We start from the raw sequence: 6,102 nt of genomic DNA, 5'->3' as shown, positions 1-6,102 counted from the left end.
CCTTTAAATAGGGTGCTTGTTATTTAATCTGTGTAATTGGCTGACGCCTACCTCTTGATCCTACGTTCTATTGAACATAGATTCAAGCGATTGTGACAGTCTCATCTAAATTTAATTTGATGCTACATTGGATTTGCATGTTTAAGACTTTATTTTCCCTTCCTCGAACTGTGTGGCTCATCGGCCTGATTAGTTTTGTCAATGATGCCGCAAGTGAAATGCTGTATCCCTTGATGCCGCTCTATCTCGCCACTGTATTGATGGCGGGGCCTAGGGCGCTAGGTCTGATTGAGGGGATTGCAGAGGCTACTTCAAGTATCTTTAAATTAGTTTCCGGTGTGATTGTGGATCGCACCAAAAAGACTAAGCCCTGGATTGTGATCGGCTATTTCCTAGCGGGAATTGGCCGACCTTTAATTGCGATGGCAAGTTCTTGGGCATGGGTCTTGTGTATTCGATTTACTGATCGTCTTGGCAAGGGCTTGAGAAGTTCCCCACGGGATGCATTATTGGCGGAGAGTGTTGAGCCCAACCAGCGAGGCATTACCTTTGGATTACATCGGTCGATGGATAACGCAGGTGCAGTCTTTGGACCCCTAATTGCAGCTTACTTATTATGGATACAAGTCCCATTGAGGGATATCTTCTTATGGGCGGTTGTCCCTGGAGTCATTGCCGTAGTTCTGGCACTTTGCCTTAAAGAGCCTGTTCGCGAAAAAGTGACTGTCAAACCTTTTTCATGGTCTCTCGAAGGTCTTCCGCCACAATTTAAGCGCTATATTTTGGTGGCTGGTATTTTTGCCTTAGCAAATTCATCGGACATGTTTTTGTTGTTGAGGGCCAGAGAGCTTGGGGTTCCTCAAGAGCAGATTCCTCTCTTATGGGCTGCTATTTCTTTAATCACAACTATTTTTGGAACGCCGCTATCGGCTCTCTCAGATCGATTTAGCCGCAAGAACTTTATTTTGATCGCATGGGCTGCCTTTGCATTTTTTTATATTTCAATGAGTTTTTCTGGAATTGCGCTCTGGATGCTTTGCGGCCTATTTGCTATCTATGGATTGTTTAAGGCAGCTACTGAGGGGGTAGAGAAGGCGCTAGTGGCAGACCTTGCTCCTAGGGGCATGGCGGGAACTGCCTTTGGTTGGTTTAATTTAGTATCGGGTTTGATGTTGCTGCCAGCCTCATTAATATTTGGCTGGCTTTATGAATCCTTCAATCCCAGTTATGCATTTCTATTCTCCGGTTCCTGTGCTTGCGTAGCCTTTTTGATGCTCGCATTTTGGGTTTTCAGAGTCCCAGAAACACAAAACCCCAGATAAAAACATCATCTGGGGTGATTGGAAAAGCTAGGGGCTGTGGTCAGTTATTCCGGGTGGAAGTTATTGCTGGCCATAAAGCTAATGGTGCGCTCAAAGCCCAAAATACGGATATAGCGCCAAGCGATATCGTGGTACTTGCTATCTAGATAGCCAACGGCGACTTCGGGAGTCCTTTTGGACAGGTCGATTTGTTGAATTGCGCGGGCCCAACGTTTGAGTCTTGTTGACATATTTGCCACCTCCATGGGCATACAACGCATGAAAAAGTGACTGGGATGACAGGAATTTGTAATATTTTTAAGAAATTAGCAAATTTTGCTAAATAAGCCCTTTTTTGACCCTTTAACCCTGTATTTCTGCTGCAGCGCGCTCTTTTTTTGCCGCTTTAGCCCGGGCTTTAATGGGTTTGAGGTAGATCAGCAGGCAAACAAAGGCGACCGTACCTAGGGTGGTTTCCAGGGCAGCCATCCAGAAATTAGCCCCTGTTTCCAGAATGCGGACCAGTCCCTCGGTGATGTAGAGCAAGATCAGCATGGAAGCCCATTGCATGGTGTAAACATTACCTTTCCAGAGTCCTGGAATGGCAAATAAGAGGGGGATGGCCTTGAGAATGAGCCACGAGCCACCAGGTCTCAATGGGGAAATAAACCATTCCCAGGCAATGCATAGAATAAACAGGTCAACAAAAGCTGCTGTAGCAATCAGTTGATACGGGTTTTTGGATAGCCAGCTTTTGAGCATGAATTGCCTTAAATGAGTTTGAGTGCTGTGAGTGCCAAGCGCTTGCCTTGAGCAATTGCTAAGCGTTGCTCTTCAGCGCTGATTGGAGCTCGGCCATCGGCATGTGCAAGGTGGGTGAGACCGTAAGGGCTGCCACCAGTTGAGGTACTCATGAGGTCGGATTCGCTGTACGGAATACCCATGATCATCATGCCGTGGTGAAGTAGGGGAATCATCATGGTGAGAAGGGTGCTTTCTTGGCCGCCATGCAAACTGCCCGTGCTGGTGAAAACACAAGCTGGCTTCCCAATGAGTGCACCATTCATCCATTCTGACGAGCTGCCATCCCAAAAATATTTCATGGGAGCCGCCATATTGCCAAAGCGAGTGGGTGATCCCAGAGCTAGACCAATACATTCTTTTAAGTCTGCATACTCAACATAAGGAGCGCCATCAGATGGAACTGCCGCCTCTGTAGATTCACAAACAGTGGAGATGGCTGGCACGGTACGTAATCGAGCATTAGCACCTGGAACGCTTTCGATCCCCTCGGCAATAAGCCGTGCAAGGTTGCGGGTTGCACCATAGCGTGAGTAGTACAAAACTAATATGTCTGATTGGCTCATATTTTTCTCTTATCTCTTATGATATGGGCGATGCGCCTCATTCGTAATCCTCAATTATGGCTCTCTCTTGGAAAAGAGATCTGGGAGCGTAATCGCGGACAAAATCTGAAGCAAGTGGCGGCTAGTTTGGCTTTCACAACTACGCTGTCCTTGGTCCCAATGCTGACGGTGGCTTCTATTCTGATTGGCTATCTTCCCAGCGTAGTGCGGATTAAATATGCCGTTCAGGCTTGGCTGCTCGATACCTATATGCCTGGCGGATTAAATCAACAAGTCTTTAACTACTTGAATCAATTTTCGGCTCAGGCCAAGGGTCTGACCTTGCTTGGTTTGATTGGTCTCGTGATTACGACGATGATGACAATGGCAGTGATTGAGAATGCTTTTAATCAAATTTTTCGTGTCTCGGAGCGGCGACCCATTGTGAAAAAGGTCGCAGTCTATTCAGCGGCCACAATAATGGGCCCCATTCTGCTTGGTATCGGGACTTATTTGAGCGGTTTGCTATTTAGTGCGGCAGAAGGGTGGACGGAAGCCCTAAGTTTTGGCTTAAGCTTATTCGCAACCGTAGTTCCGGTGCTTTTAGCAATGTCGGTATTCTCCGTGGCCTATAAAGTTTTGCCATATACACAAATTCAGTGGCGCGATGCGTTTAGTGGCGCCTTTTTTGCCGCTCTTACCTTCGAATTAATGAAGTTTGGCTTCGGCCTCTTTTTAACTAATGTGGCCTTTTACAAAACGGTCTATGGTGCCTTTGCTATTTTCCCCTTGGCGCTCATTTGGATTTATCTGACTTGGTGGATTACCTTGGCTGGAGCAGTCTTGGTTGCCAACCTCCCCAGCATTCGGAGCGGGCTGCTTAGGGTTATTCGTTACTGAAATACCTCAATTGACCCTTGATTCCCTTTGGGCTTGAGAATATATTGTTCATATAAGAACTTATTGCTGGAGACCAAATGAAGGTTTGTGACATATTGCGCGTAAAAGGTAGCACTCTATTTACGGTAGCTCCAGAGACTACTTTGCAAACAGCGGTCTTGGTAATGAGTGACCACGATATCGGCTCCTTGGTGGTCATGGAATACGACAAGCTTGTCGGCATCCTGACATTCCGTGAGGTGATTGCTGCCTTGGCTAAGCATCATGGCAAATTGGATAATCTGTCGGTACAAAGCGTGATGAATTCCAAACCACTGACATGCAATATGGAAACCGAGATCGATGAGGTTCGACGGATGATGTTGGTAGAGCATGCCCGCTACCTGCCAGTGATAGATCAAAAGATGCTGATGGGTGTGATTTCTTTCTATGACGTGGCTAAATCCGTCGTTGAAGCTCAAGACTTCGAAAACACCATGCTGAAGGCATATATCCGCGACTGGCCAGAAGAGCCCGAAAAGGCATCCCCTTAAGTGACCTAGCCCGATAGTCCTGACAGATGACATAATGTCGATATGTCAGGAAATACTTTAGGCCTCCTCTTTACAGTCACCACCTTTGGTGAATCCCATGGTCCCGCGATTGGCGCCGTTGTTGATGGCTGCCCTCCAGGAATGTCTCTGTGTGAAGCAGACTTGCAAATTGATTTAGATCGTCGAAAACCGGGAACCTCGCGTCATGTCACACAGCGTCAAGAGGCGGATAGGGTTGAAATTCTATCGGGTGTCTACGAGGGCAAAACCACTGGGACCCCAATTGGTTTATTGATACGTAATACGGATCAGCGCAGTCAAGACTACGGAAACATCCTGCAGACATTTAGACCTGGCCATGCTGATTACGCTTATCACTACAAATACGGCTTACGTGATCCTCGTGGTGGTGGGCGATCTTCAGCGAGATTGACTGCGCCTGTAGTGGCTGCAGCAGCTATTGCTAAGAAGTGGCTCAAAGAACAATATGGCACTGAGTTTTATGGCTACATGAGTCAGCTTGGTGAAATTGAAATTCCGTTTCAAGATGCAGCACTCATTGAGAGCAATCCTTTCTTTGCTGCAAACGCCGATATTGTTCCCCAGTTAGAAGCTTATATGGATGCACTGCGCAAAGCAGGGGATTCCTGTGGCGCCAAGATTGAAGTGCGGGCGCGTAATGTGCCCATTGGTTTGGGTGAGCCTCTATTTGATAAGTTGGATGCCGATATCGCCCATGCCATGATGGGTATTAATGCAGTCAAAGGCGTTGAGATTGGTGCTGGCTTTAGGTCGGTAGCACAACGCGGTAGCGAGCATGGCGATGAACTCCATCCAGATGGATTTGCAAGCAATAATTCTGGCGGTACTTTGGGCGGAATTAGTACCGGTCAAGATCTACGCATATCGATTGCAATTAAACCGACCTCTAGTATCTTGAGTCCAAAGGAATCGGTTGATCTAGATGGTAAGCCCATTACTGTGCAAACCAAAGGTCGTCATGATCCTTGTGTAGGTATTCGTGCAACGCCGATTGCTGAAGCGATGTTAGCGTTGGTATTGATTGATCATGTTCTACGCCATCGTGCTCAATGCGGTGATGTGAAACATGCTGTGCCGCCGGTGCCGGCTGCCCGACCTGGTTCAGTAAGCGACTAAATCCGTTAAAGAAAAAGATAATGACACCTTCAGTGCGTTGGGCCTTCGGGTCCTTTTTCTTTTTATATTTCGCGTATGTTGGCTTAGTTTCTCCCTACGCCAGCCTCTTTTTCCTTGACCGTGGTTTTAGTGTTATTGAGATCGCAGTCTTAATGTCCATGCTGCAAGTTACACGAATAGTTGGTCCATTCTCCTGGGGATGGCTGTCTGACTATCTGTCTGATCGCATTGGCATTATTCGATTCTGCGCTTGCTTGGCAGCAGTCACTTTCTTGTGCATCTTTTTTCTGCAAAGCTATATTGCATTCTTCATTTGGATGTTTGTGCTGCACACCATACTTAGCAGCTTGATGCCACTAGGAGAGTCGGCCACAGTTCATGCTTTGTTTAAAGACAATTCCTTTGATAAGCGTTATGGCCGCTTACGCTTATGGGGATCAATTGGCTTTATTGCAATGGTCTTAATTGCTGGCGAGTTATTTCAGCGCGAAGGTATTGAGCTCTATCCGATTGTGGGCGCGGTAGTGTTGACCTTCTTAGCCTTGGTCACGTTCCGCTTGCATGAGCCCAAGATGGAGCGTCGCAAGATGGTGAAAGGCGAACTCTTAATTGTTTTGTTTAATCCTGATGTGCGTTGGTTCTTACTATCGGGATTCTTTATGATCTTTGCGCATGCTGCTTTGTATGTGTTCTATTCACTCTACCTAGCAGACCTGGGCTACGATAAATTCGAGATCGGTTTATTTTGGGCTCTAGGCGTTGCTGCTGAGGTGATCTTCTTTTATTTCCAGAGCAAATTACTCAGTCGTCTGGATGCTGAAGTTGTTTTACAGCTTGCTTTTGGTATTGGCTTGTTTCGATTTA

At 46.8% G+C, this 6,102-nt stretch carries 8 protein-coding genes; 5 read left to right on the top strand and 3 right to left on the bottom strand.

Translation table 11 applies throughout. The features are described from left to right. Positions 1-137 precede the first annotated feature (137 nt). Entirely contained in the window at positions 138-1,322 is a 1,185-nt protein-coding gene (locus B7Y67_RS09475) for an MFS transporter (protein ID WP_293598431.1), read from the top strand. A gap of 44 nt (positions 1,323-1,366) precedes the next feature. Here B7Y67_RS09475 and B7Y67_RS09470 read toward each other — a convergent pair whose 3' ends face one another. The 3 genes from B7Y67_RS09470 to wrbA all read right to left on the bottom strand — a co-directional run bounded on the left by B7Y67_RS09470 (position 1,367) and on the right by wrbA (position 2,668). Then, positions 1,367-1,552, bottom strand: coding sequence for a hypothetical protein (locus B7Y67_RS09470; RefSeq protein WP_293598430.1), 186 nt, complete (start codon positions 1,550-1,552; stop codon positions 1,367-1,369). 112 nt (positions 1,553-1,664) lie between these two features. Continuing rightward, positions 1,665-2,063: a DUF2069 domain-containing protein gene (locus tag B7Y67_RS09465; protein WP_215303443.1), complete on the bottom strand. Its 399-nt coding sequence runs from the start codon at positions 2,061-2,063 to the stop codon at positions 1,665-1,667. An 8-nt stretch (positions 2,064-2,071) separates the two neighbouring features. After that, positions 2,072-2,668 (bottom strand): NAD(P)H:quinone oxidoreductase, encoded by a 597-nt coding sequence (wrbA, locus tag B7Y67_RS09460; protein WP_293598429.1) that lies wholly within the window; start codon positions 2,666-2,668, stop codon positions 2,072-2,074. 18 nt (positions 2,669-2,686) lie between these two features. On the opposite strand from wrbA, the gene B7Y67_RS09455 reads away from it, so the two are divergent. The 4 genes from B7Y67_RS09455 to B7Y67_RS09440 all read left to right on the top strand — a co-directional run. Then, the gene (locus B7Y67_RS09455; protein ID WP_293598428.1) at positions 2,687-3,547 is read left to right on the top strand and encodes a YhjD/YihY/BrkB family envelope integrity protein; all 861 of its coding nucleotides are present in this window, start codon (positions 2,687-2,689) and stop codon (positions 3,545-3,547) included. A 77-nt stretch (positions 3,548-3,624) separates the two neighbouring features. Beyond that, positions 3,625-4,080, top strand: a complete 456-nt coding sequence (locus tag B7Y67_RS09450) for a CBS domain-containing protein (protein WP_293598427.1) — start codon at positions 3,625-3,627, stop codon at positions 4,078-4,080. Positions 4,081-4,122: 42 nt separating this feature from the next. After that, positions 4,123-5,238: a chorismate synthase gene (gene aroC, locus B7Y67_RS09445; protein WP_293598426.1), complete on the top strand. Its 1,116-nt coding sequence runs from the start codon at positions 4,123-4,125 to the stop codon at positions 5,236-5,238. 20 nt (positions 5,239-5,258) lie between these two features. Next, on the top strand, positions 5,259-6,102 hold an 844-nt coding region (locus B7Y67_RS09440; RefSeq protein WP_293598425.1), incomplete at its 3' end, for an MFS transporter.

The sequence above is a fragment of the Polynucleobacter sp. 35-46-11 genome, from assembly GCF_002281105.1.
This window is presented reverse-complemented; position numbering and strand designations above follow the sequence as displayed.

Excerpts from the sequence above, each read along its gene's own strand:
- B7Y67_RS09465 (WP_215303443.1), bottom strand. The coding sequence starts at position 2,063 with ATGCTCAAAAGCTGGCTATCCAAAAACCCGTATCAACTGATTGCTACA.
- B7Y67_RS09470 (WP_293598430.1), bottom strand. The coding sequence starts at position 1,552 with ATGTCAACAAGACTCAAACGTTGGGCCCGCGCAATTCAACAAATCGAC.
- B7Y67_RS09455 (WP_293598428.1), top strand. The coding sequence starts at position 2,687 with ATGATATGGGCGATGCGCCTCATTCGTAATCCTCAATTATGGCTCTCT.
- B7Y67_RS09475 (WP_293598431.1), top strand. The coding sequence starts at position 138 with ATGTTTAAGACTTTATTTTCCCTTCCTCGAACTGTGTGGCTCATCGGC.
- aroC (WP_293598426.1), top strand. The coding sequence starts at position 4,123 with ATGTCAGGAAATACTTTAGGCCTCCTCTTTACAGTCACCACCTTTGGT.
- B7Y67_RS09450 (WP_293598427.1), top strand. The coding sequence starts at position 3,625 with ATGAAGGTTTGTGACATATTGCGCGTAAAAGGTAGCACTCTATTTACG.
- wrbA (WP_293598429.1), bottom strand. The coding sequence starts at position 2,668 with ATGAGCCAATCAGACATATTAGTTTTGTACTACTCACGCTATGGTGCA.